Source organism: Paenibacillus liaoningensis (assembly GCF_059609455.1).
In genome coordinates this window covers 73047-96017 of sequence record NZ_JCAALU010000021.1, presented here as the reverse complement: position 1 = coordinate 96017, position 22971 = coordinate 73047, and the positions used below count along the sequence as shown (strand labels likewise).

Annotated in this window: 20 protein-coding genes; 18 read left to right on the top strand and 2 right to left on the bottom strand. The window is 48.7% G+C overall.

Features of this window, described 5'->3' with window-relative positions; translation table 11 throughout:
- The first annotated feature begins 2 nt into the window (after positions 1–2).
- The 10 genes from AC6B99_RS28160 (at position 3) to AC6B99_RS28115 (ending at position 13122) form a co-directional block, all read left to right on the top strand.
- Positions 3–1520, top strand: a complete 1518-nt coding sequence (locus AC6B99_RS28160; protein WP_496664774.1) for an extracellular solute-binding protein — start codon at positions 3–5, stop codon at positions 1518–1520.
- A 217-nt stretch (positions 1521–1737) separates the two neighbouring features.
- Positions 1738–3375 (top strand): serine/threonine protein kinase, encoded by a 1638-nt coding sequence (locus AC6B99_RS28155; protein ID WP_496664773.1) that lies wholly within the window; start codon positions 1738–1740, stop codon positions 3373–3375.
- Positions 3376–3648: 273 nt separating this feature from the next.
- Positions 3649–5205, top strand: coding sequence for an ABC-F family ATP-binding cassette domain-containing protein (locus AC6B99_RS28150; protein ID WP_056040717.1), 1557 nt, complete (start codon positions 3649–3651; stop codon positions 5203–5205).
- 259 nt (positions 5206–5464) lie between these two features.
- Entirely contained in the window at positions 5465–6163 is a 699-nt protein-coding gene (locus AC6B99_RS28145) for a response regulator transcription factor (protein ID WP_046232574.1), read from the top strand.
- Positions 6160–7515 (top strand): HAMP domain-containing sensor histidine kinase, encoded by a 1356-nt coding sequence (locus tag AC6B99_RS28140; RefSeq protein ID WP_056040715.1) that lies wholly within the window; start codon positions 6160–6162, stop codon positions 7513–7515. The genes AC6B99_RS28145 and AC6B99_RS28140 overlap by 4 nt, the downstream gene beginning before the upstream one ends.
- 17 nt (positions 7516–7532) lie before the next feature.
- Positions 7533–8393 (top strand): nitrilase-related carbon-nitrogen hydrolase, encoded by an 861-nt coding sequence (locus tag AC6B99_RS28135; protein WP_494879134.1) that lies wholly within the window; start codon positions 7533–7535, stop codon positions 8391–8393.
- Between the two features lie 27 nt (positions 8394–8420).
- On the top strand, positions 8421–9092 hold the full coding sequence (locus AC6B99_RS28130) for a GNAT family N-acetyltransferase (protein WP_496664787.1): 672 nt from the start codon (positions 8421–8423) through the stop codon (positions 9090–9092).
- A gap of 34 nt (positions 9093–9126) precedes the next feature.
- A complete protein-coding gene (locus AC6B99_RS28125; protein WP_496664772.1) occupies positions 9127–9801 on the top strand; it encodes a GNAT family N-acetyltransferase in 675 nt (224 codons plus the stop codon).
- The gene (locus AC6B99_RS28120; protein ID WP_496664786.1) at positions 9798–10598 is read left to right on the top strand and encodes an MBL fold metallo-hydrolase; all 801 of its coding nucleotides are present in this window, start codon (positions 9798–9800) and stop codon (positions 10596–10598) included. Before AC6B99_RS28125 ends, AC6B99_RS28120 begins: the two co-directional genes overlap by 4 nt.
- 580 nt (positions 10599–11178) lie before the next feature.
- A complete protein-coding gene (locus tag AC6B99_RS28115) occupies positions 11179–13122 on the top strand; it encodes an endonuclease MutS2 (protein ID WP_496664785.1) in 1944 nt (647 codons plus the stop codon).
- A gap of 40 nt (positions 13123–13162) precedes the next feature.
- Here the strand turns inward: AC6B99_RS28115 and AC6B99_RS28110 are convergent, their stop codons facing one another.
- The gene (locus tag AC6B99_RS28110; RefSeq protein ID WP_496664784.1) at positions 13163–13804 is read right to left on the bottom strand and encodes a thiamine diphosphokinase; all 642 of its coding nucleotides are present in this window, start codon (positions 13802–13804) and stop codon (positions 13163–13165) included.
- 256 nt (positions 13805–14060) lie between these two features.
- On the opposite strand from AC6B99_RS28110, the gene AC6B99_RS28105 reads away from it, so the two are divergent.
- Together AC6B99_RS28105 and AC6B99_RS28100 are read left to right on the top strand one after the other, a co-directional pair.
- Complete coding sequence (locus AC6B99_RS28105; RefSeq protein WP_056040868.1) at positions 14061–14693, top strand: trimeric intracellular cation channel family protein; 633 nt, start codon at positions 14061–14063, stop codon at positions 14691–14693.
- Positions 14694–15161: a low molecular weight protein-tyrosine-phosphatase gene (locus AC6B99_RS28100; RefSeq protein ID WP_056040702.1), complete on the top strand. Its 468-nt coding sequence runs from the start codon at positions 14694–14696 to the stop codon at positions 15159–15161.
- 120 nt (positions 15162–15281) lie between these two features.
- On the opposite strand, the gene AC6B99_RS28095 is transcribed toward AC6B99_RS28100, so the two are convergent.
- On the bottom strand, positions 15282–16022 hold the full coding sequence (locus tag AC6B99_RS28095; protein WP_056040700.1) for an alpha/beta hydrolase: 741 nt from the start codon (positions 16020–16022) through the stop codon (positions 15282–15284).
- Between the two features lie 311 nt (positions 16023–16333).
- On the opposite strand from AC6B99_RS28095, the gene pdhA reads away from it, so the two are divergent.
- From pdhA to AC6B99_RS28065, 6 genes are all read left to right on the top strand, one after another.
- Positions 16334–17413 (top strand): pyruvate dehydrogenase (acetyl-transferring) E1 component subunit alpha, encoded by a 1080-nt coding sequence (pdhA, locus tag AC6B99_RS28090; RefSeq protein WP_056040696.1) that lies wholly within the window; start codon positions 16334–16336, stop codon positions 17411–17413.
- A 30-nt stretch (positions 17414–17443) separates the two neighbouring features.
- Entirely contained in the window at positions 17444–18421 is a 978-nt protein-coding gene (locus tag AC6B99_RS28085) for an alpha-ketoacid dehydrogenase subunit beta (protein WP_056040694.1), read from the top strand.
- 15 nt (positions 18422–18436) lie between these two features.
- Positions 18437–19753 carry a dihydrolipoamide acetyltransferase family protein gene (locus AC6B99_RS28080; protein WP_056040692.1) on the top strand — a complete coding sequence of 439 codons (1317 nt, stop codon included), beginning with the start codon at positions 18437–18439 and terminating at the stop codon, positions 19751–19753.
- 3 nt (positions 19754–19756) lie between these two features.
- Positions 19757–21172 (top strand): dihydrolipoyl dehydrogenase, encoded by a 1416-nt coding sequence (gene lpdA / locus AC6B99_RS28075; RefSeq protein ID WP_494860107.1) that lies wholly within the window; start codon positions 19757–19759, stop codon positions 21170–21172.
- A 217-nt stretch (positions 21173–21389) separates the two neighbouring features.
- Positions 21390–22355, top strand: coding sequence for a thymidylate synthase (locus AC6B99_RS28070; protein WP_494879138.1), 966 nt, complete (start codon positions 21390–21392; stop codon positions 22353–22355).
- Positions 22356–22371: 16 nt separating this feature from the next.
- Positions 22372–22863, top strand: coding sequence for a dihydrofolate reductase (locus AC6B99_RS28065; protein ID WP_496664771.1), 492 nt, complete (start codon positions 22372–22374; stop codon positions 22861–22863).
- The last annotated feature ends 108 nt before the right edge of the window (positions 22864–22971 follow it).

Below are 22971 nucleotides of genomic sequence, written 5' to 3'. Positions count from 1 at the left end.
CTATGAATTTTGTGAAGAGACAGATTCATCGCTGCGCGAAATCGGTTTTAACGGCGTTAGCATTCGGAGCAGCTTTGCTTATGGCATCCTGCCAAATGCTCGATGAGAGCGGGAGCGCCCTGACCATGGAAGCGCCGCTTGCTTTAACCTGGACGGCCGTTCAGTACACAACGAGCCCCCCGTCTGATGTCGTGCTGGGCCATATTGAGGAAGCGACCAACACGAAGCTGTCCATTATTTGGGTCCCTGATGCGATGAAGGAGGACAAGCTGAACATTGCGCTAGCCTCAGATGCGTTGACAAAAATCGTCACGATTCAGGACATTCGCAATTCTGCTTTTTTGAGTGCGGTTCGCGCCGGGACTTTTTGGGAAATCGGCCCCTATTTATCGCAATTTTCGAATTTGAACGCGATGGACAAAACCATTTTGCAAAATACATCGATCGATAACAAAATATATGGCATTTATCGAGAGCGAGACTTGTCCCGGCAAGGCATCATTTACCGGAAAGACTGGCTCGACCAGCTGCAACTGGAAACGCCGACAGATTTGGAAAGCCTATATAAAATGATGGAGGCATTCACGAAAAATGATCCTGATGGCAATGGCATAAATGATACCTATGGCCTAACGGATCGCAACGATTTGAAGTTTGGCGCTTTTCAAACGCTGGCCTCGTATTTTGGCGCGCCAAATGAGTGGGGCTGGATGGAGGGAAGTCTGCAGCCGGCATTTATGTTCAGCGCATACAAGGATACGATGAAATTTATGCGGAAGCTGTATGAGGAAAAATTGATGAATGAGCAGTTCGCAGTCACTAGCAAACAGCAGCAATGGGAGGAATTTTCGGAGGGGCGTGCGGGCGTTTATATCGGCAATATGGATGATGCCCGAAATTTATATAAGGCGCTCATTCAGCGCAACCCGAAGGCTGAGCTTGATTTGCTGAACCGGATCAACGGGCCTGACGGCAAGCCGCATGTATGGTCGCAGGCGGGGCATAACGGCATATTCGTATTCCCAAAATCGCAGGTGAAAAGCGAGGCTGAGCTGCTGCGTATTCTTGCCTTTTTTAATCGGCTTGCTGATCCTGAGCTTATTTATATGCTGAATTATGGCGTTGAAGGCATTCACTACAAGCTGGAGAATGGGGATATGGTTGAGCTGCTCTCCAATGAAAGCGAGCGATGGGAGCAGGAGGTGCGGCCGCTTATTTCGCTGATGGGGGTAAGGGCGCTTGCTATTCGGCCTCAGGGTGATCCGCTTAGGGAAAAAAGCGACCGTTTGACAGAGGAAAATCGCAGCTTTCTCGTTATTAACCCTGCAGCCTCGCTTGATTCTCCTACTGCTAACGAGCGTGGCGGCGAACTGAATATTATTATTCAAAACGCGACTAATTCCTTCATTCTTGGCTTGCTTGACGAGCAAGGCTTCAACAAGGAAGTACAGCGGTGGAAGCTGCTTGGCGGCGATCAGATTATTCAGGAGCTTAATGAGGGATATGCAGGAAGATCGTAATATTTGCTTAGTGAATAATGCTCAAATAGTCATTCATTTTTTTATGTTTGCATGTTATACTAGGCGTTAAAACTTAGCGTTTTTTCTAAGGATTATAAATAAGCGTCCTTATAATGTTAACTGAATATAAGTATGGGAAAGCATCCCGGCTGAAAGACGAACGCCATTCGTCTGTCCAGCCGGGATTTTTTGCAATCATACGGAAAGGGTGGGATGAATGGAAGGAAGCGGAGCGGAGGTTGAACTCCCGCTTTGGGAGACGGGTTCAATAATAGCGGATCGCTATGCAATTATCTCAGTGCTCGGCAAGGGTGGAATGGGCATCGTATATGCGGTGGAAGATCGAAAGCTGCAAGGCAAGCTGCGGGCCATTAAAATTACGCCTATATCTATAGAGGAGGATGCGGGCGGGACTCATTCGTTTAACGCAGAGGCAGCCATGCTGGTGCGGTTAAATCATCCGAATCTCCCTCATATAGTGGATGCGTTTCCGATACATAAACAATCTGTCTATGCAGTTGTGATGGACTTCATTCATGGAGAAACGCTTGCAGCACAGTTTCAAAAACGACAGCGCCAAATAACACTGTTAGAGGTGACCCAGCTTGGACTTCAGTTGTGTTCGGCACTTAACTATCTGCACCGTCAAACGCCGCAAATGGTTCACCGGGATTTAAAACCATCTAATGTCATGATAGAGGATGGGAGCGGACATTTGCGCCTGATTGATTTTGGCATTGCAAGGCAGGTTAAGGCAAATGGCGGACAAGATACGGCAAAGCTTGGAACGCCGGGCTTTGCCGCTCCCGAACAGTACCAGGGCAGCGGCCGAAGCGATCCCCGAACCGATGTATATGGGCTTGGCGCACTGCTCTATTATTTGGCGAGCGGGGGCGAGTACTATGAGCCCGTACCCGTTGTTCCACGCCTAGAGCCTCATTTCAAGTGGAAGGGGCGAATGAAGACAGAGGGCTCTGCCATGCTGGCTCATGTGCTTAGCCGGATGCTCGCCTATCGGCTTGAGGAGCGCATCGCAAATATGGAGCAAGTAGAGCGCGAACTGCTGGCTATCGTTCAACTGAGTGGCGATCATGTCCGTCAGTCATCGGGCTTCCCAGGCAGGCAAGGTCACATTAGCGCGGCAAATGGAATAACGATTGGCGTGTGGCCATTGTCACCCGGAGCGGGGGCAACCTTTGCAGCTATTACATTAGCCAAGCTGCTTGGTCAAGGGGGATTGAGCTGTCTTGCAGCTGAATTTCCAAGTAATCGGCCGGAATGGCATGCGCTCCTGCCCTCCCAATATGCGAGTGGAAGGCAGGTCTTCCATCATTATTGGACTTGGCAGGAAGGCGTTATTCAATGGCTTGCCCAAAAACCTGCCCAAATGGAGCAAGAAACGTTCGACTTGGAAAAATGGGAGCTTTATTTGCATCAGCGGCATTATGATGTGAAAATTGTCGATGTTTCCAGCTTCAATGAGCCGGCAGCAGGCGAGTGGTTAACTCGGTGCCAACTGGTCTGTATAGTCGCCGATCCTTTTCCGGCAAAATGGCAGCAGCCACAGCTGCGCCGCCTTCAAACGCTTCAGCAGAAGCTGAATGCTCAGGAAGGTCGTCTCGTATGGCTGGCGAATAAGGATAACCGCTTCGTGGAGCGGGAGCAATGGCTGCAATTACTGCCGGAGCGGCCACTAGCAGCGCTGCCTATGCTGCCAGCAGCTGAATGGCTTAAAGTGCTTTGGAGCGGCAAATGGGTGACGGAGGACAAACGGCTTTGCATGCCTGTAAAGCAGTCATTTGATCCGCTGCTTGTGTTAATTAGCCGAATGCTGAATAAGGGGAAAGGGAAATGAGGATGCCGAAGATGCCGAAGATGCTAGACAGTACCCTTCAAGAGACAAAATCCGCATTGATTTTTACACAATAGCGCAGCTCTTGTGGTACAATAGGTCGGGCATAAACATATATAAGCTTAAAAACGACAAGTATTGCGTACCGACACGAAGACCGAATAGGCTAGGTGTTGCGGGCGTTTTCATACGATGAGGCTTTGTTTGTCATACACCCAACACGGGAATGGAGCAAATCCTCGCGATAAACAAGTGCATGAATGGAGCTAAGTAGAAATGAGTTTATTAACAGTAGAGCAACTATCCCATACGTTTGGCGACCGCGTTTTGTTCAAAAACGTATCGTTCCGCCTGTTGGCTGGCGAGCATGTTGGCCTTGTAGGCGCTAACGGAACGGGAAAATCGACAATGATGAACATTTTGACCGGAAAGCTGCTGAAGGATGAAGGCAAAGTAGAATGGACACCACGCGTGCGCTATGGCTATCTAGATCAGCACACGAAATTAACGCCAGGCAAGACGATTCGCGATGTGCTGAAGGATGCATTTTCACCGATGCTGCTGCTGGAGCAGGAGCTGAATGATATTGCGCTGCAAATGGGCGATGCCGATCCGGATACGCTGGAGCAACTGCTCGAGCGGATGGGCGAAATTCAGGAAGAGCTGGAAATTGGCGATTTCTATTTAATCGATGTCAAGGTCGATGAGATGGCGAATGGGCTAGGACTGAATGCGGTTGGGCTTGAACGCGACGTAACGGCTTTGAGCGGCGGACAGCGGACGAAAGTTTTGCTTGCCAAGCTGCTTCTAGAGAAGCCGACCGTCTTATTGCTCGATGAGCCTACGAACTATTTGGATGAAGAGCATATTAATTGGCTCACGAACTATCTGAAGTCGTACCCTTATGCGTTCGTCCTGATTTCCCATGATACGGGCTTTATGAACCAAGTGGTAGATATCATTTACCATCTGGAGTTTGCCAAGCTGACGCGTTATTCTGCCAACTATGAGAAATTCCTTGAGATGGCAGATATGAACAAAGCCCAGCATATTGATGCCTACGAGAAGCAGAAGGATTTTATCAAGAAGCAGGAAGACTTTATTTCGCGAAATAAAGCGCGTGCTTCGACTTCTGGACGGGCGAAGAGCCGTGAGAAGCAGCTTGACCGGATCGATCGTATTGACAAGCCGGAGGAAGCGGCTAAGCCGACCTTTGGTTTTAAAGAGGCCCGTACTAGCGGTAAAACGGTATTCGAGGCGGACGGTTTGTCCATTGGCTATAATAAGCCGCTGCTGCCTAAGATGAACATGCTCATTGAGCGCGGTGACAAAATTGCCATCGTAGGCTGCAATGGTGTGGGCAAATCAACGCTGCTCAAAACGATTCTCGGCGTTGTTCCGGCGCTAGACGGTAAAGTTTATCGCGGGGATTATTTGCATCCGGCCTATTTCGAACAGGAAGCCAAGGCGCCTACGATGACGCCGCTGGATGATGTATGGAATGAATTTTCGCATATGACGCAAAGTGAAGTTCGTGGAGCTCTTGCCCGTTGCGGCTTGAAAAATGAGCATATTACGCGGGCGCTCAACCAATTGAGCGGTGGCGAGCAGGCGAAGGTTCGCCTTTGCAAGCTAATGCTGCGCGAAAGCAACTGGATTTTGTTCGATGAGCCAACGAACCATTTGGATGTCATTGCAAAAGCCGAGTTGAAGCGCGCGCTTAGCGTATTCAAAGGCACCGTCGTTCTCGTATCCCACGAACCTGATTTTTACGAGGATTGGGTTACGAAAACTTGGGATGTCGAAAGCTGGTCCATGCAAACCCAAAATTAATCAAGTTGCAGCCTGAAATATAGGAAAGGATATGATTTTGCCATCCTTTCTCTATATTTCTCGGACTGAAACGTGCCGCGCCGCCAGAGGACGGCTTTCGGCCGTTTCACCTTGATCGTAATAACGCTTGAAGAAAACAAGCAAGCCGGACTGCAAGCGGCAGTAGTCCGGCTTGCTTGCATTTCAATTGAATATTCCTTTATGATGAGTACAAAACGGGTCCATGCAGACTATTTGCTAAGGTAGGTGAACGCTTAAGATGAAAGAACGTGTCCTGGTAGTAGAAGATGAAGCAGGCATATCCCGCATTTTACAGCTTGAGCTTGAGCATGAAGGATATACAGTAGGCACGGCTTTGGACGGACGGACAGGCTATGAAATGGCTTCGTCAGGGGAGTGGGAGCTTGTGCTGCTTGATGTCATGCTGCCGGAGCTTAACGGTATTGAGGTGCTGCGCCGTCTGAGACAGGCGGGCAATGCAGTTCCAGTCATATTGCTTACAGCGAGAGATACCGTTCCCGATAAAGTAAGCGGCTTTGAGCATGGAGCTAACGATTATATTACGAAGCCGTTTGCGATGGAGGAGCTGCTGGCGCGCGTTCGCAATATTTTGCGCATATTCCAGCAAAATCCGCGTGAATCCGAAGGCTCGGATATGATTAAGGTAGGCGATTTGACGATTGAATTGCGTACGCGCAAAGTTTTCCGCAAAGATATTATAATCGAGCTGACGCCGCGAGAATTTGAATTGCTCGTTTATTTGGTTGAGAACAAAAATGAAGAGAAATCCCGAGAGGATATTCTCTCCGAAGTATGGGGATATGATTTTATCGGCGAGACGAATCTGGTCGATGTGTATATCCGTTACTTGCGGCAAAAGCTGGACAAGGGCTACCGCCACAAGCTTATTCATACCGTTCGGGGTGTTGGTTATATGGTCAAGGAGCCTGACGCATGACGCTGCGTAAACGATTTACGCTTTTCACGATTTTCTGGCTCATTTTTATATTGATTTTGTTTAACATTTTCGTTTATTTTTATGTCATTAAAATTACGACAGAAAGCGAAGAGCGCGTCATCGCGAACAAAGTCAATCTCATGCTGGAAAATCCGCAAATCCAAAGCGGCAAAGGGCTTAACAATTCGGATTTGCTTAGTGAATATTATAATGTAAATGAAATGATTCGCATTGTGCAGCCTGATAGCAAGGTCGTCAATATTACAGGCTCGGACCCTGTGCTGCTGGGGCTTCCAGCAGCTTTCGACAGCCAGCATGATACCGGAATGATTTCGAAGGGCGGCGAACGTATTTTGTATATGCGCGTTCCCCTATACGATGGGACCGAAATCGTCGGCATGCTGGAAATTAACAGAGTACTTAACGAGCTGGACAATTATTTGCAAATTTTAGTGGCCGCTCTCACGGTAACAAGTGCGGGTGCGATTTTGTTCGCGATATTCGGTACGTATTGGTTTACGTCCAGACTGACAGCGCCCATCCAGCAAATGGTCACGACGATGCGAGAAATCGACCGAAGCGGGAAGCTGCGGGTTATTGAGACGACCAGCCACGAGGAATCCGCGGAGCTGCAGCAGCTGATCCGAGCTTTCAATCAGATGATTGAGCGGCTCGATCGTACGTTCGAGAAGCAGAAGCAGTTCGTGGCAGACGCATCTCATGAGCTCAAAACGCCGCTCACGGTCATTTCCAGCTACGCCAATATGCTTAAGCGCTGGGGGCGCGACGATGCCGCAGTGCGAGATGAAGCGATTGAAGCGATTGACCGAGAAGCGAAGCGGATGCAAAATTTGACCAAGTCCATGCTTACGCTTGCTGAAGCTGAGCAAGAGGATTGGTTGAAGCAGGAGCAGTTCGATGTCGTTCAGGCTATTGATGAGCTGGCAGGCATGCTGCAGACGACGTTTCATCGTCCGATTCGGATTAAAACAAGCTCGAAAATCATCAGAATGTATGGCGATAAAGAAAAAATTAAACAACTGTTCGTCATTTTGCTTGACAATGCCATAAAGTATAGTAAGGATTCGATTGATGTTTCGGTTAGCCAAGTGAAAACAATCGTCAAGATTGAAGTAAAGGATAGAGGCGTAGGCATTCCAGAGAGTGACCTGCCACATTTGTTTGAACGTTTTTATCGGGTCGACGGTGCTAGAAGCCGTGCGACTGGCGGGGCTGGACTCGGTCTTTCCATTGCCAAACGAATTGTTGATTTGCATGATGGCAAGGTAGATGTATTCAGCCAGCAGGATATTGGCACGACGATTACATTGCAATTTAAACAACGAAAGTAACGGTAGGAGGGTCGGTTTTGAAATATAGAGTAGCGGCCGTTCAATACAAATTGGCCGACATCAGCTCATTTGAGCAATTCGCCAAGCAGGTCGCGCATTATGTGCGCAATGCCTCAGAATACGGCACACAGTTTCTGTTATTTCCTGAGTTTTTTACAACGCAGCTGTTGTCCATCAGCGACAGCAGCGGCACACCATTGGCTTTTGACAAACTCCCGAGTTTTACAGCTGCCTATGAAGAACTGTTCACCAAGCTGGCGGCGGAATACAATATGCACATTGTGGCAGGAACCCATGTTGTAGAAGCGGAAGGCGGCAAGCTTCGCAATGTTGCGCACCTGTTTCATCCGGATGGTAAGATCGACCGTCAGTCGAAAATCCATCTGACGCCAACGGAAGTGAGCGACTGGGCGATGTCGCCGGGAGAAGGGCTGGAAGTGTTCCAAACCCCATATGGCACGATTGCCATGTTAACCTGCTATGATATCGAATTTCCGGAAATCGTGCGGATGGCGAGGGCAAAAGGGGCGGACGTCATTTTTTGCCCATCCTGTACGGATGATCGCCATGGCTTTTATCGCGTTCGATATAGCGCTCATGCACGGACGATAGAAAATCAAGTATATGTGGTCACGACTGGTACAGTGGGCTCGCTGCGGAAGGTCGATTTTATGCGGGCCAACTTTGGGCAGGCGGCGATTTTGTCGCCAAACGATATCCCCTTTCCGCCGGGCGGCATTTTGGCAGAAGGAATCATTAATGATGATATGCTCGTTGTGGCTGATCTTGATTTGAAGCTGCTGGAAGATGTGCGTACCGCAGGCTCCGTTACGACATGGCGGGACCGTCGCACCGATCTTTATACCGATTGGTATTAAAGCTTTCCCTGGCAGAAGGGATGTGGCATTATTCGTAAGCAATTATATGTATATCATGAGGGCGTACCGGTAGAGGCAGTAATAAGACGATACACGGAGTTGGATTTTGAAGGGCTAATCGATGTGCAGCGCGAAAGCTTCCCGCCACCGTTTCCTGCGGAATTATGGTGGAGCAAGGAGCAGCTTGCCGAGCACGTTTCCCGGTTTCCCGAAGGAGCGCTTTGCGCTGAAGTTGGTGGCAGGCTTATCGGCTCGATGACAGGCCTTATCATTCATATGGACGATTACGGACATTCGCACAGCTGGGAAGCGATTACGGATAATGGTTTTATTCGCAATCATAACCGCAGCGGCGATACGCTTTATGTGGTAGATATTTGTGTAATTCCAGAGTACCGAAAGTCGGGCATTGGAAAATGGCTAATGCAGACGATGTATGAGACGGTCGTGCATCTGCAGCTTGAAAGGCTGCTTGGCGGCGGGCGGATGCCCGGCTATCATCGTTATGCAGAAGAAATAACACCGGAAAATTACGTTAGCGGGGTCGTAGCTGGAATATACAGCGACCCTGTTCTTTCATTCCTGCTCCGCTGCGGCCGTACGCCGACAGGCATAGCGGCAAATTATTTGGAAGATGAGCAGTCCTGTGGCTATGCCGCACTGATGGAATGGCGCAATCCATTTTTTGCTGCCGATTAAATAACAACCGATACATAAGGAGAGGGGATATTTTATGCTGTACCATCGTATTACCTCCATTGATGACCCTTATTTTGCTGAGCTGCATAAGCTGCTTCAAACGATTTTTCCGCCGGAGGAAGTGCTGGCCTATGAGCTGTGGAGAGAACCGCTTGAGGATGCTGGCATCCATGTTTATGTTGCGGTAGAAGATGGCAAAGTAGTAGGCTCAACCGAATATCGTTATTATCCTGAGCTGCGCGTAGCGATGACTGACTTCACTATTATCGGACAAGCGGGCAAGGGCATTGGCCGCTTCCTGCTGCGTGCTAGAGAAAAGGATTTGGCGCGTCTGGCTAAACAATCCGGTACAGAATCGATCGGCATGTTCGCGGAAATTTATAACCCCTATGAAACGGAAGAGCAGCATGCATTTGGCGGCGTAACACCTATGAATCCATTTGTGCGCCGTGAAGTATTGTCGCATATTGGGTATAACCGATTGGATTTCCCATATGTGCATCCTTCCTGGGATCATGAGGGTCAAGCGGTAACAGGACTTCAGCTCAGCTTCCTGCCAGCAGATGAAAATATGGCATTTTTGCCGGCTTCGCTCATCGTAACTTTCCTTGAAGGCTATTATGAGGCGCTTCCTAACAAGCCGCAAGCTTGGCTGGATATGATCAATCAGTTGCGACAGCAGGAGCAGGTCGCGCTGCTGCCACTATAATGCGTATTACCTTTCGTGGAACAGGCGATTCGATGGGCGTTCCGCGTGTTTATTGCAGCTGTGCTGTATGTGAAGAGGCGAGAAGCACGGGCATTAATCGCCGTTTGCGTTCACTCGTACAGCTTGATGGATTGGGTGCAGAGCCTGCAGGTGGAGCTGATGATCCGGTTTGGATTGACTGCGGTCCTGATTGGGGAAGGCAAATGGAAGCGGCTGGCCTCAGGTTCGTCAGACGGATTTTAATTACCCATGCCCATTTTGACCATATTGGCGGTCTTGTGGAATGGGCCGACGCTTGCCGCTGGCTGAACGTCAAGGGCGAGGCTTTTGCAGCGGCTGAGGTAATTGGCGAAATTAATGCGCGTTTTCCTTGGCTGCAGCGGCAAATCGATTTTCATGCCATAGACGGCGGTAATCTGCGAATGGGCAACTGGGATATAACGAGCTGGCGAATCAATCATGGCAAAAATGGCTATGCTTATGCTTTTCGTTTTGATCATGCGGTCGAGAAACGTTCCTGGGCTTATTGCTCTGACGCGATTGGGCTAACAGACGAACAGCAGCAGCAGCTTTATGGCCTTAATCTGCTTGTGCTCGGAACAAGCTTTTATAAAGAGCCCTTCGCCTATGAAACCCGCTCTGTTTATGATGTAACGGAAGCACTGGAGCTGCTTCAACTTTGGCAGCCGAATCATACGATATTTACCCATATGTCTCATGACATTGATCTGAATAGCGATTATGGGCTTCCAACCTCTGTGCAATTTGCAAGGGCAGCACTTGAAGTGACGGTATAGCTAGGCCTAGACCAATGTAGCATAAGCAGCATGAAGTTTCTTGCAAACGCCGATAGGGTTGACAAGGAGCTTGTTTTTGAAGTAAGTTGAAGTTATATTTTGTTGGCTGGATGGTTCAGGAAGGGGTTTATTTTATGTTGACAGGTGTTCTTAACTCATAAATTGGATAGATCAGATCGCGCTTGATGGCGAATGGAGGCTTGCCGGCTGCTTTATGCAGTTCAGGCAGGTTTCTATGAACGTATCTTCAGCAGCGTTCTGATACCAAGAGTTAAGAACATGTGGACTCCGCCTGAATGCCATTCGGCAGCGGCCTGACCACCGTGCTCTTGCAGCACGGTTTTTTTGCGTTATTTGCGCTAATGACAACCGTTTTTGTGTGGCGGTTACGTTAGGCATGATTAATAATGCTTGGTTAGGTATAGCAGCCGATTGAAACAGGAATGGGACGCTCATGCGTTCTGTTCCTGTTTTTTTTGGTAAATAGGCTTTTATAGGTGCGCCAAACGGTTGATTTCGAATCATTCACGCCAACGAAATGGTAAATACAACCGATTATAATGAGGAGCGATAGAAAATGATGCACGAAGCTACGCTAACGCGTTTGGAATATGACAAATTAAAAGAACAATTGATCGGCTATACGGTTTCTCCAGCAGGGAAAATATTAGCGGAACGCCATCTGCCCAGTATAGAAATGAGGCAGATTCAAGCATGGCTGTTGGAGACAGAGGAAGCTTCCGCCTTGCTGGCAGCGGGGGCAAGCGTTCCCTTATCCGCTATGGAGGGGATTGATCCTTTTCTGGCACTGCTTGGCAAAGGACGCATTTATGTTGAGCAGGAGCTGGAGCAATTGCAGACATGGCTCGCTTCTGTCATGCAAATGCGCAGATACATGGCGAGCAAACGGGCAATTGCCCCGATCATTGCCAGCTATGCAGATTCCATGCATGATTGCCCGCAGCTGCGCGAAGAGCTGAGCCGCTGTATTCGCTACGGAAGCCTCACCGATCAGGCAAGCGCTTCGCTTGCGGAAATTAGGAGGCATCGCTACGCGGTCGAGGACAAAATCAGTCGTAAAATGGAAGCTTCGCTTTCTAAATACAAAGCAGCCTTGCAGGAGCCGATAGTGAGCAAGCGGAGCGGCCGGCTTGTTATTGCAGTAAAGCGCGAGCTGCGCAAGCAGGTACCGGGTACGGTGTGGGATGAATCGGCCAGTGGGCAAACCTTATTCGTAGAACCGGTTGATGTAGCCGATTTGCAGGTCGAGCTGCGGCAGTGGGAGGCGGAGGAGGAACGCGAACGCACCGTTATTTTATCGGGTTTATCCGATCTGGCTGATGCGCACGAAGCTGAGCTAAGACTTAATTTAGAGGCGATGGCCTCTTTCGATTTCATTATGGCGCGCGGCAAGCTTTCGCGTTCCTACGATGGGAAATCGTTTCAATTAACCGATGAACCTCTCATCTCTTTATCGCAGGCTCGTCATCCATTGCTTGGCCCGTCGGCAGTTCCACTTGATGTGGAGCTTGGTACGAGCTGGAGTCAGCTCATTATAACAGGGCCCAATACTGGCGGGAAAACAGCAACACTAAAAACAATCGGCCTGCTTGCACTGCTCGCTCAGTCAGGACTGCTTGTTCCAGCAAAGGAAGGGAGCCGATTCGGCATTTTCCGCACGATTATTGCCGATTTAGGAGATGGGCAAAGCTTGGAGCAATCTTTGAGCACCTTCTCCTCGCATATCCGGGTGCTCAGAGAAATGCTGGAATCTGCCGAACCGCGCTCCTTGCTGCTGCTGGATGAGCTGGCGGCAGGCACCGATCCCGGAGAAGGCATAGCGCTATCTATTGCCGTGCTGGAGGAGCTTCACCAGAAGAGAGCTTTAACAGCGGCAACGACACATTTTAATGAGATTAAGCAATATGCTTCCCGTACGAGGGGCTGCATGAACGCGCGGATGGCTTTTGATCCGCAGACGCTGCTTCCGCTGTATCAATTGATCATTGGGGAGGCAGGCGAAAGCCAAGCCTTCGCCATTGCCCGCCGTTACGGTTTACCGGAGCGGGTTATGCAGCGTGCGGAGCAGCTCGCAGTTAACCGCCAGCAGGTAACAATGTTAAACCCAGATGCTGCAACCGTGCATACCGAAGATAATAGCGAAGCTCATACGGAGATTGATGTCAAAAATAGCAGCAAAAAACAAGAGGGCGCCCGTAAAAGCGCCTTGCAGACTTTTCAAGCGGGCGATGCGGTATGGATTTATCCGCTCAAGCGCCTGGGTATCGTTTTTCGTCCGGCTGATGCCCGTGGAGAAGTCATTGTTCAGGTGCAGGGCAGCAAGCTGGCCTTTAACCGAAAGCGGCTCAAGCTGTCGATCAGCAGGGAGGAGCTTTATCCTGGGGAAGATTATGATATGAGCATCGTCTTCGATTCCAAGGAGAATCGCAAGCTTCGCAAACAGCTGAGCCGCAAGCATGTGGAAGGGCTGGTCATCGAGATGGAGCCAGAGGCTTTTGAGTAATGCTTGTGCTTTTAGTTCCTCATTGTTTAATGTTTAATGTTTAATCGCGGCTTTGAATAATGAGCAGCAGCCCAGTATCAATCGTAATGCTGCCTTCCGTCTCCGTCAGTATATTGCTAATGCCAAGGGATTGGCCAATTTGCAAGTTTGCTTTTTGCAGAGGATACTGAAAGCCAGTTAGCGTAATGCCGGAAACAGCAGAAGACAAGGGCAGCAGGGAAACATTCGCATACAGCCCTTTCTGTATTATTCGTTTAGAGGAAGTAACAGTAATACAGTTATGTTGGTCGATAATACAGGCGGGGATACCCCGCTGTTCGGCGAGCATCAGCAGCTGTACATTCGATAACGAATGGTCAAAGCGGGTGCCTAAAGCACCCAGTAAAATAATTTCATCTGGATTTTGCTCCAGCGCATAACGCAAAGCCATTTCTGTATCCGTATAGTCTTTATAAATCGGATCACAGGTGATGAGCTCCGTGCTGGCGGAACGTATTTGCTCCAGCTGCTCGTCAGTGACCGAATCAAAATCGCCGATTGCGAGCTGTGGGGAATATCCCTGCTCCACCAAAAATAGTGCGCCGCGGTCTGCGCCAATGCGGAAGGCATCCTGCTTCAGATGAGGCAGTGCCCAAGTTCCAAGCTCGCCGCCTGAGCAAATGACTATTCGTTGTGGCATAATCGCTTCCTTCTTTCTTTATCACTTTTGTAGCTTTGCCGCCAAAGGACGGCGACAGCCGTTTCACCTTGTAGCTTGTCGCTTTTGCTAGTATATAGCTACTTTGAGCAGGAACACCAGCAGCAGACAGAAAATCGGCAGAGATTTGGCGAAATATGTCGTTGCTTTACGAAAGCGGCGAGGCTAAAATGGGAAAGGACATACCGTCTGATAGATGACATCGGACGGGAGAACGGAAGCGGGGGCGTACACGTTGGATTTGGAGATTTTTGGCGTATTCAGCATCATCGGCACCATTGCCTTTGCCGTCAGCGGCGCGGTTGTGGCAATGGAGGAGGAATACGACATACTTGGCGTTTTTGTGCTGGGCCTGGTTACGGCGTTTGGCGGGGGGGTAATAAGGAATTTGCTGATCGGCGTTCCGGTTACCTCGCTTTGGAGCCAGGGGAGCTTGCTGAAAATCGCGCTCATCGCGATGACGATTGCTTTTTTGCTGCCGGTTAAATGGATTTATACGTGGCGCAAAAGCGAAGCTTTTTTCGATGCGATCGGTTTATCAGCCTTTGCGATTCAGGGCGCGCTCTATGCGACGCAAATGAACCACCCGATCAGCGCGGTGATGGTAGCGGCTATGCTGACAGGCATCGGCGGAGGCATCATTCGCGATGTACTGGCAGGGCGCAAGCCGCTTGTGCTGCGGGATGAAATTTATGCCGTTTGGGCGATGATTGGCGGCTTGGTTATTGGCAAGGGCTGGTTTCATTCAACACTCGATTTGCTGTTCCTGTTCGTGCTTATTATCGTGTTCAGGATGCTGTCGGTATATTACAAATGGAAGCTGCCGCGCCGCTCGCTGCGGGAGAAAATTGTTCAGGAGAAAGGAGAAGCCTAAATGAAGCAAAAAGTGTTGTTTGTTTGTCTTGGAAATATTTGCCGTTCACCGATGGCGGAGGCTGTTTTTCGCAGCAAGGTGGAGCAGGCGGGGCTGTCAGAGCAAATTATTGTAGATTCGGCGGGTACGGGAGATTGGCATATCGGCCATCCGCCGCATGAGGGCACACGCAAAGAGCTTGACACGAATGGCATATCCTATACAGGGATGAAGGCACGTCAGTTCACACAGCAGGATGATGCGGATTTTGACTATATTGTCTGTATGGATACGAAAAACGAGCGCGATGTGCGTGAAATTCTCGGAACGCGTGTGGGGAATGCGGAAGTGCTGACCTTTATGAGCCTGCTGCCCGAGCGTGGCGTAGCGGATGTGCCAGATCCTTATTATACGGGACAATTTGATTATGTATTTGAATTGGTGGATGCAGGCTGCGAGCGGCTGCTGGACCATGTGAAGCTTAAGTAACCAAGCTAAGCGAGCATGCAGTTGATAGAATGGCTCAAAATAAACAAACAAAGCCTTGGCTTCCTCCTTGGGCGGGGGAAATCAAGGCTTTGTTTCATTTGTTAGGCAAGGCTGCCGCGCTTATTGGCGCTCGATAAAATACATTAATGCTTCCGGCAGCTCTTTCTGCCAAAAGCCCCATTGATGTTGGCCTTCTTTTTCCGCATAATAAAAGGGAGCTTGTCTTTCTTCGAGCAGCTTTTTGGCTTCACGGTTTAATTCGACAAAATTATACACGCCTCTATCTGTTGTTTCATATGCCGTTTCCTGCAGGCCGACAATCATGTACAGCTCCAGCCAGGAAAGGTCATTCTGTGCAGCCATAATTTCTAGCGAGCGCTCGAAGTAGGCGCCTGATAAAGAAAGCACACGGTTGAACAACTGCGGATAGGCCAGCGCAAGATGAAAGGAGATGGTGCCGCCAAGCGAATCGCCAGCAAGCACGCGATGCTCGGCCTCACGCCGGACCGGATATTTTGCTTCTATAAAGGGAAGCAGCTCCTCGCCGAAAAAGCGGACATAAGCCTCATGGCGGTCTCCGTCAGGAGCATATTCCGCTGTGCGAAATGTTTTATTCACATCGACGCCAACAATAATGAAGGGCTCTACGCCTTCATCCAAAATAATGCGGTTCGCCGTCGTCGCGATTCTTCCGAAGTTGAAGAAGTCTTCTCCGTCCTGGCAGTAGACGACAGGGTAGCTCAGCAGCTCATTGTAGCCGGGCGGCAAATAGACGCGAAGCGAGCGCTGCCCATCTTGCAAATAGTTGCTTGCAACCGTTTCCCTGAGGACGGTGCGTTTCAAATAACGTTCATCTGTCATCATTTCTTCCTCCGTTGGTTGAATGGAATGGGAGCTTGTGGGTAAACAATAGAGAGATGCCTTAGTAATGCGAGTTCGGCAGCAGACTGAAAGGCTGTACAAGCTCCACTGTTTCAACATTGTATTATGCTGTTATATAACTTTGTGGCAGCTGTTACATATACAATTTCTTAACAAAAAGGGCATAAGCGTTGAAAATACAGCGGATTTTTTGCTTTTTGCTTTGACCATTTTTGTTAAACAGGTTTATAATAATTCTATAACAGAGTACTGTAATATTCAAATATTAATGATTGAGGTGAGCGTTCACAATGAGCAAAGTGCTTAGCAAACTGCCATATGAAGTTCAAACGGAGCCAGTTACACCATTGTCCGTCTTGTCGCTTGATGGTGAAGTTGTTAACCCGGATGAAATGCCGGAGCTTACGGACGACCAATTAAAAGAAATTATGTACCGTATGGTATTTACCCGCACTTGGGATGATCGTGCCGTGAATTTGGGCCGTCAAGGCCGTCTGGGCTTCTACGCTCCAGTATCCGGTCAAGAAGCAGCCATGATTGGTAGCGAATACGCTTTGAATAAAGATGACTTCATCTGTCCGGGCTACCGCGATATTCCGCAGCTCGTATGGCATGGTCTTCCGATGTACCAAGCGTTCCTATATTCCAGAGGACATCAGCATGGTGGTCAAATCCCTGAGGATGTTCACGTTCTAATGCCGCAAATCATCATCGGCGCGCAAATTTTGCACGCTACTGGTGTTGCGATGGCATTTAAGAAAAAGAATGAAAAACGCGTAGCAATTACGTACACAGGCGACGGCGGTTCTTCCGAAGGTGATTTCTACGAAGGCATGAACTTCGCAGGCGCGTTCAAGCTTCCGGTTATTTATGTTGTACAAAACAATGGCTATGCGATTACAACACCTTATGCTAAACAAACAGCTGCACATTCTGTTGCCCACAAAGCGCTTGCTGCTGGTATCAAAGGCGTGCAGGTTGATGGCATGGACGTGCTTGCTGTAATTAAAGCAGTTAGAGATGCTGCTGAGCGCGGCCGCAACGGCGAAGGCGCTACGCTGATCGAGCTTCTTACTTACCGTTATCGTGCGCATTCCATGGCGGATGATACGACAAAATATCGCACCAAAGATGAGGAAGCGGAATGGGCTCCTAAAGATCCACTCATTCGTTTCGGCAAATATTTGGAAAGCAAAGGTCTCTGGTCAGAAGAGGATACGACTCGCGTGAAGGAAGAAGCGAAAGCGACTGTTAACGAGCAAATCAAGAAAGCAGAAGCTGTTGAAAAAATGACGGTTGAAGGCTTGATTGACTCGATGTTTGAAACAACGCCGCAGCACCTCGAAGAGCAAAAAGCTGATTTCAAATAATAGCCTTTAACGAAGGAGGAACTATAGATCATGGCTCAAATGAATATGAAAGAAGCGATCCGTGACGCAATGCGCGTTGAACTTAAACGGGATCCGAATGTACTACTTTTTGGCGAGGATGTTGGTAAAGTCGGCGGCGTGTTCCGTGCGACTGAAGGCCTTCAAGCTGAATTTGGCGAAGACCGCGTATTTGATACGCCGCTTGCCGAGTCCGCTATCGGCGGTTTGGCAGTGGGTATGGGGATTCAAGGCTTCCGCCCAATTGCCGAAATTCAATTCGTAGGTTTCATCTACGAAGCGATGGACCAAATGTTCATTCAAGCGGCTCGTATGCGTTACCGTTCCGGTGGACGCTACAATTCGCCAATCGTATTCCGTACGCCTTTCGGCGGCGGCGTGAAAGCAGCTGAGCTGCATACGGATTCCCTGGAAGGTCTTGCAGTACAGACGCCAGGTATCAAAGTTGTTATTCCATCCAATCCTTACGATGCAAAAGGTCTTCTTATTTCGGCTATTCGCGATAATGACCCTGTATTTTTCATGGAGCATTTGAACCTTTACCATGCTTTCCGTACAGAAGTGCCAGAAGGCGAATATACGGTTGAAATCGGCAAAGCCAATGTCGTTCGTGAAGGCAGCGACGTTACAATCATTGCTTACGGCTTGATGGTTCACACGGCTGTCAAAGCAGCTGACGAGCTTGAGAAAAAAGGAATCAAGGCTGAGGTTATCGACCTTCGTTCCCTTGTGCCTCTCGATATCGATACTATTGTAGCTTCGATCCAAAAAACGAACCGTGCAATTGTCGTTCAAGAAGCGCAAAAAACTTCCGGCGTTGCCGCTGAAGTAATCGCTCAAATTAATGAAAAAGCAATTCTGCACCTGGAAGCTCCAGTGCTTCGGGTTGCAGGTCCGGATACCGTTTATCCGTTTGCGCAAGTTGAGGATGCATGGCTTCCAACGGTAGCCCGCATTTCTGCAGCTGTCCAAAAAGTACTTGATTTCTAAAGGAGGATACACGCGGTGGCTAAATTCGAATATCGTTTCCCTGAGCTTGGCGAAGGCTTGCACGAAGGCGAGATTATTAAAGTGCACATTAAAGCCGGCGACAAAGTAACAGATGATGACATTATTATGGAAGTGCAAAACGACAAGGCAATTGTTGAAGTGCCATGTCCGGTTAACGGAACAGTGCTTGAAGTTTTAGTTAAAGACGGCCAAGTTTGCCACGTAGGCGAAGTAGTCGCTTTGATTGATGCGGAAGGCGAAGTGCCTGAGCAAGCAGCTCCGGCAGCTGAAGAGCCTAAGAAGGAAGAGGCGGCTCCGGCCCCAGCTCCAGAAGCGGCTAAAGATGCTCCAGCAGCAGAAACAGCTAAAGAAGCTCCTAAAGCTACAAATGCTTCTGTGCTTGCTACACCAAGCGTTCGCAAGTTCGCTCGCGAGCAAAATGTTGATTTGACGCAAGTAAGCGGCACTGGCAAAAACGGCCGTATTACGCGTGAAGATGTTACTGGCTTTGACGGTTCTGCTTCTGCAGCAGCCGATCAAGCAGCGGCTCCGGCTGAGCAGCAAGACAACGCAACTGCAAAAGGTGCTGGCGAAGCGAAAGCAGCTCCAGTTGCTGCTGGTACAGCTTACCGTCCGGAAGAGCGCTTGCCATTTAAAGGCATTCGCAAAATTATTGCAGGCGCTATGTCCAAATCCGTTTATACAGCTCCGCATGTAACGATCATGGATGAAGTGGACGTTACTGAGCTTGTGGCACTTCGTGCAAAATACAAGCCTTATGCAGAGAAAAAAGGTGCTAAGCTTACGTACTTGCCATTCATCGTGAAGGCGCTCGTAGCTGCTGCCCGTGAATTCCCAATTATGAATGCGACGCTTGACGAAGCTAATCAAGAAATCGTTTTGCGCAAATATTACAACATCGGTATCGCAACAGATACAGACAACGGCTTGATCGTTCCTGTTATTGAAGATGCGGATCGCAAAAACATTTGGAAAGTGGCTGACTCGATTCGTGATCTGGCTGTACGTGGACGCGATGGCAAGCTTTCGGCTAACGAGCTGAAAGGCAGCACGATTACTATTTCCAATATTGGTTCGGCAGGCGGTATGTTCTTTACACCGGTTATCAACTTCCCTGAAGTTGCAATCCTCGGTACTGGACGTATTTCCGAAAAAGCAATCGTACGCAACGGCGAGATCGTAGCTGCTCCTGTAATGGCTCTGTCACTGAGCTTCGACCACCGTCTAATCGATGGCGCAACCGCTCAAAACTTTATGAACTACATTAAACAGCTGCTGGGCAACCCAGAACTGTTCATTATGGAGGTATAAACGATGGTTGTTGGAGATGCTTCATTAGATATCGATACTTTAGTCATTGGTGCAGGTCCTGGTGGTTACGTAGCGGCAATCCGCGCTGCGCAATTGGGACAAAGCGTGCTTTGTGTAGATAAGGAATATGTAGGCGGCGTTTGTTTGAACGTGGGTTGTATCCCATCCAAAGCTCTGATTTCCGCTTCCCATCAATATGAGTCCATCAGCCACGCTGATGTATTCGGTATTACAGCTAGCGATGTAAAAGTTGACTGGAGCAAAGTACAGGAGTTCAAAAGCGGCATTGTCAAAAAATTGACTGGCGGTGTTGGCTCTTTGCTTAAAGCGAACAAAGTACAGTTTTTCAATGGTGAAGTGATGTTCATCAATGAAAACGAAGCGCGTGTGTTCAACGATCAGGAAGCTCCGCGCTACCGTTTCAAAAACTGTATTATTGCTACAGGCTCCCGTCCAATCGAACTGAAAGCTTTCCCTTATGGCAAGCGTATTATCTCCTCTACAGGAGCTTTGTCGCTGCCTGAGCTGCCGAAAAGCGTTATCGTTATCGGTGGCGGCTATATCGGTATCGAGCTTGGTCAAATGTTCTCGAAATTCGGTACGAAAGTAACGGTTATCGAGGGCGGAGACAGCATTCTGCCTGGCTTCGACAAAGACATGTCTTCTCTTGTCGTTAAGAAGCTTAAAGGTACAAAAGTCGATATCGTAACGGGCGCGCTTGCACAAAGTGCTGAGCAAACGGATAACGATGTAACGTTGACTTACAAAGTCGGCGATAAAGAAGAAAAAGTAACAGCAGACTACTTGCTTGTTACCGTTGGCCGTCGCCCTAACACAGATGGCGATCTTGGTCTGGAACTGGCTAACATTAAAGTTGGCGAGCGCGGTCTGATTGAGGTTGATGATCAATGCCGTACTAGCAATAAAAACGTTTATGCAATCGGCGATATTATTGCTGGTCCTGCACTTGCTCACAAAGCAATGTATGAAGGACGTGTTGCGGCAGAAGTTATTTCCGGCCTGCCTAGCGTGATTGATTATAAATGTGTTCCTGCTGTCTGCTTCTCTGATCCAGAATGCGCAAGCGTTGGCTACACGGAGAAGGATGCAAAAGACAAAGGACATAATGTAAAAGTGGGCAAATTCCCATTTGCTATCAACGGACGCGCGATGTCGATTAATGCGAATGAAGGCTTCGTGAAGCTCGTTGCGGATGCAGACAGCGGTCTTGTACTTGGCGCGCATATCGTCGGTATGGAAGCTTCCAATATGATTGCTGAGCTTGGTCTTGCAATCGAAATGGGCGCTACGCTTGAAGATATCGCCCTTACGATCCATGCGCATCCAACACTGGGTGAGATCGTGCTTGACGCTGCAGAAGTAGCGCTTGGCCACCCGATCCACACGTTTCTTAAGTAATTGATTGTTATGATTCACTAAATTTAGTCGCCGCATTTGCGGCGGCTATTGAAGAGGTCCCGCGGCTGCTGAAGCCTGCGGGCCTTTTTTTATAAAAAATTAATAATTATGTGCTTTGTTGAGAATTTATACGGAATCAGCAGAGGCAACTATTTTAAATGATTGACTATAATGATATAATACAAATCTATATGTCCAAAATAGGAGTTGTAAGGGAATGAGTGTTCATACTAGTGAGAACGAATACTTGCAGCTGCTGCGCAGCGTTCTGGAACGCGGCACGGTCAAGGAGGATCGTACCGGAACGGGCACGATTTCCACGTTTGGCTACCAGATGCGTTTCGACTTAAACGAAGGCTTTCCGCTCATTACGACGAAGCGTGTACCGTTTAAGCTGGTTGTCAGCGAGCTGTTATGGTTTATTAAAGGCGATACGAATATTCGGTACCTGCTCCAGCACAACAATAATATATGGAATGAATGGGCCTTTAAGAAGTGGATAGAGAGCTCTGATTATACAGGTCCAGACATGACCGGCTTTGGCCTGCGTTCGCAAAGCGATGAAGCTTTTAATGTGCTTTATTTGGAGCAAATGGAGCTGTTCAAGCAGCAAATTTTGCAGGATGACGCTTTTGCAGAAAAGTATGGCGAGCTCGGCAATGTATATGGAAAGCAATGGCGCGACTGGAAAACCTCGCAAGGCGAATCCATTGATCAATTGAAGGATGTTATTCATACGATTAAGACGAATCCCGATTCCCGGAGAATGATTGTCTCCGCATGGAATCCAGAGGACGTTCCTAGAAATATGGCTCTACCGCCTTGTCATACGATGTTTCAATTTTACGTATCAGAAGGCAAGCTTTCTTGCCAGCTGTACCAGCGCAGTGGAGATATATTTCTCGGAATTCCTTTTAATATTGCCAGCTATGCCTTGCTTACGTTGCTTATTGCCCATGAATGTGGCTTGCAGCCTGGACAATTTGTGCATACGCTTGGGGACGCGCATATTTATTCCAATCATATGGAGCAGATTAAGACGCAGCTTGCCCGCGAACCTCGCGCGCTTCCGCAAGTGCGGATTAATCCAGATGTGAGCTCTTTATTTGATGTAGAAGTGGATGATATTGTACTGGAAAACTACCAGCCTCATCCTGCAATCAAAGCGCCTGTAGCCGTATAGAAGGGATGGACAAACGATGTCGATTACATTAATAGCAGCGATGGACCGCAACAGAACGATTGGGATCGGCAATAAGCTGCCGTGGCGGCTTCCAGCAGAGATGGCGCTGTTCACGAAGCACACACTTGGCAAAACCGTTTTAATGGGCCGTAAGACGTTTGAATCGCTGCCTAAGCCGCTGAAGGACCGCCATAACGTCGTCTTAACTAGGCAGTCTGATTTTGCCTCAGAGGGCTGTGAGACCGTTCATTCCATCGAGGAGGCTTTGTCGCGTTTCGGCGAGGAAGAGCTTATGGTTATTGGCGGAACGGAAATTTATACGCAGTTTCTGCCGATTGCAGACAAGCTTTACCTGACAGCTGTTGATGTGGAAGTAGTGGGTGGCGACGCTTTTTTTCCTATGTTCAATGAAGCCGATTGGGAGCTAGTGGAAGCTATTCCTCATCGCAAGGATGAACGCAATTTGCATGATTTTACATGGCAAACTTTTAAACGTATAAACCGTTGAATCGGTTTTTCGCGGGGGTACAAGGACAAATATGACATCTTAAGCTCATTTTTTTGTGCTCTTCTGCATAGAACGTACGAACATTATGTTATAAAGTGCAAATGATTG